The following is a 2,762-nucleotide window of genomic DNA, read 5'->3' as shown; positions in this document are numbered from 1 at the left end:
GTCGCATGGGCCGACCTGCAGTTACAGACCTCGGGCGCTGTTGTACTGTTGGACGCGCAGAGCAGTGTCACATGTGAGCAACACCACATCGATGACTCTCTGTAACAGACGAAACGGCCTCGTACCGGCAGGATCTTGGGATGAACCCTGGTACGAGGCCGTTCGTGCTGCAAGGCTCCAGACTCGTTAGCGGTGCGTCGTGATGATCAACCAGGTGATCATCTTGACGACAGCTTCGATCAGCCACGCATGTGTGCGGAGCCTCTCGCGCCAGCGAGACCAGTCCCACCGTTTCATGATCGCGTCATCCCATCCCCGGCCCGATGGGGCTGGCCGGTAGAGCCCTCACCAGACGGATGGTCATCCGGCGAGCTCCCCCGGACGAATCCAGGGCAAGGACCCCACGAAGAGACACGCGGCCTATGGAACGGGCAGCACGGCGAGTCTAGCAACGTGCGCCGGACACCTACGCTCACCGACGGCGTGGCCTGTGGATAACTCGGCTGGACGGCTCGCCAGCCCCTCGGGGGCGGTCGTAGCGCCGCCGCTTGCGTTACGCCGGTGGTCGATCATCGCGCAGGTCGCTCCAGGAACCAGCCTGCCTCTGGAGGAAGAGTTCTCGATGGTGGGCCGGATCTCCTCCAGCTAGGCTGCCCGCGCCCACGGCGCAGCCCGCTACTGCTGGGTCAGGGAGCAGGTCTCGGACGGGCCACTAGCTGTTGAAGGTGTCCACGTGGGCATGCGGACTGGGGCCTGGATGTCCGAAAAGGTCGCGCAGGACCTACTTCTCAACGTGGCCGTTGAGGATCCACTCGCCGCCTGGTGCCGTCGGCGGTATCGCCAGGTTCAGGACGTGGTCGTCGTCCATCACGAGGTACCCCAACGCATGGACCGAGTGAAGGATGAAGGCCGCCGCGTCATCGGTCACGAGTTGGGCCTGCTCAGGGAGATCGGCCTCCGGATACTCCTCACGCAACTTCTGGAGGAACTCAGGATCGGAAACATCACGGGCGAGGTCGACCAGCGGGATCTCGCGGCACTCATCAGGACGGCCCGTGATTGCGATGAAGACTTCACCGCGTTTGATCTGTTCCTCCAGGTAGAGCGCGGCGATCGGCACTTGGCCCTTGTAGCGTGGGCCCAGGTGGATCAGCGTGTCCGCCATCTCCTTGGCACCGTCGTCCAACCGCTCATCGTGCTTGCCCGGGTACTCGATCAGGTCGTTTGCCGCAGACGGAACGCGGATCCACTCCTTGTACGGCCCGAACGGCGGCGGCTGGTCAAACAGCGGGTTGGTGAACTTCCTCGCCTGGCGTCGAGCCCGCTCGCGAGCAAGCTGCTTGTCGCGGCTGGAGCGGTTCTTCTTCGGCCGTTTCGCCATCTTCGGGGCTCGCTGCGGCGATGTAGCGGCTGGGGGGGGCGACGATAGCGCTCCCCCAGACTCCATGGCGCTAACACGTCCAAGCCGGCCCCAGCGCCAACTCGCCAGCGGCCACACCCTTGCTCTGGATCGAGGAACGAGACGGTAGATGGCGGCGTGGGGGGCGCGGACGCCTGCGGTCGAGTTCACCCGGCTCCGCGCCCCACTGGAAATCCGACGGTACTGCGGCATCGTCTACGCCTGGCCGTCCACGGCGCACCGAGCGTCCGGCGCACATTCCGCGCGCAGCCGCTGCCGTCCCGCTACTTGTCGCCGTCCTGTTCCCGTGGCCCGCAGGCGGCAGGCGACCCGGTCAGGTCAACGCACTTCGCCGAGCGACCATCCCACGATGTGATCGACCCGCGCTCGCCAGAGGGGAAAGGTCGTTGCCTGGGCCACCTGGCCCTGGTAGATCCGGGCATCACGAAAGTGGATGAAGTACTCCGGCTGTGGCGGCGTCTCGTCGCCCTCGTTTTCAGGCGCGGAGCGCGACTCGTCCTGCGCCTCGTAGAACTCGCGCATCGTCTGCGCTAGGTCGGGTGCGAAGCTGGCGACGCTATCCAGATAGCGGTCGCGCCACGCAGCAGGGCTGATGACCGTCCCAGTGATGACGGTTCCCCCGAAGTCGATGGTGAGGGCCACCTCGCCTGTAAGTGTGCCGGTGGTAACGCCCACCAGCGCCATGAGGTAGCGGTCGTTGGACGGAGGGTCGAACTCGATGGCCCCCTCTTCCGGTTCGGGGGTTTCTTCTGGAATATCTGCTCTTGTCATAGGACAAGTGTGCGGTCGTCGTGAAAGAGGTCACGACGACACGCGGGAGCTTCGTGACGAAACACGCTGGTACGCACGGCCAACCCGTCCGCGTCCTGGCGCGCCACCCGCCCCGGGCCTGCCTCGCCTTCGACTGGCCGACCTGACCCATCAACAGATATCTGTCGCCCCCTGTCCTCTTGCGCTGGGTGCAACCCGACGATCATGATCGTCGGGTTGCACCCAGGTATGGCTACGCCATACGAAGATCATCCTGGGGCGGGAGGCGCGGGCGGAGGTGACGGCGGGGTGGCGTGGTTGACGGTGATCGGCCCTGCCGTCGAGCAGGTCGAGTACCGGTTGGAGGCGTCCGCCGGATGCGGCCACACGCAGGCCGCCGGGGACGCGCAGACCGCGTACCGGATGGACCCAGCGAACCGCTTGACGTGGTTCGGCGGGGGCTTGGGCGACGTCGGTATCCGGGCAGGGGAAGAGCTGCGCGGTGAGGCCGACAAGGCGCGGGCGCGCGCGTTGATGGACGGTGTCCATCCCGAGTCCGGCGAGGTGTTGGTCGCGCCGAAGCGCGCCGCCC

Annotated in this window: 3 protein-coding genes; 1 reads left to right on the top strand and 2 read right to left on the bottom strand. The window is 66.0% G+C overall.

All coding sequences use genetic code 11. The features are described 5' to 3' along the window. Positions 1–781 precede the first annotated feature (781 nt). Together G339_RS0131965 and G339_RS0131960 are read right to left on the bottom strand one after the other, a co-directional pair. Positions 782–1,381, bottom strand: a complete 600-nt coding sequence (locus G339_RS0131965) for a hypothetical protein (protein ID WP_019635130.1) — start codon at positions 1,379–1,381, stop codon at positions 782–784. A gap of 357 nt (positions 1,382–1,738) precedes the next feature. Continuing rightward, positions 1,739–2,191 (bottom strand): hypothetical protein, encoded by a 453-nt coding sequence (locus G339_RS0131960; RefSeq protein WP_157408155.1) that lies wholly within the window; start codon positions 2,189–2,191, stop codon positions 1,739–1,741. 288 nt (positions 2,192–2,479) lie between these two features. Between G339_RS0131960 and G339_RS36085 the strand changes: the two genes are divergently transcribed. Beyond that, positions 2,480–2,762 (top strand): hypothetical protein (locus tag G339_RS36085; RefSeq protein ID WP_033325021.1); only part of this gene is annotated, 283 nt, incomplete at its 3' end.

Origin of the sequence: Actinomadura atramentaria DSM 43919, from assembly GCF_000381885.1 — a bacterium.
In the GTDB taxonomy this organism is placed as follows: domain Bacteria; phylum Actinomycetota; class Actinomycetes; order Streptosporangiales; family Streptosporangiaceae; genus Spirillospora; species Spirillospora atramentaria.
This window is presented reverse-complemented; position numbering and strand designations above follow the sequence as displayed.

Excerpts from the sequence above, each read along its gene's own strand:
- G339_RS0131965 (WP_019635130.1), bottom strand. The coding sequence starts at position 1,381 with ATGGCGAAACGGCCGAAGAAGAACCGCTCCAGCCGCGACAAGCAGCTT.
- G339_RS0131960 (WP_157408155.1), bottom strand. The coding sequence starts at position 2,191 with ATGACAAGAGCAGATATTCCAGAAGAAACCCCCGAACCGGAAGAGGGG.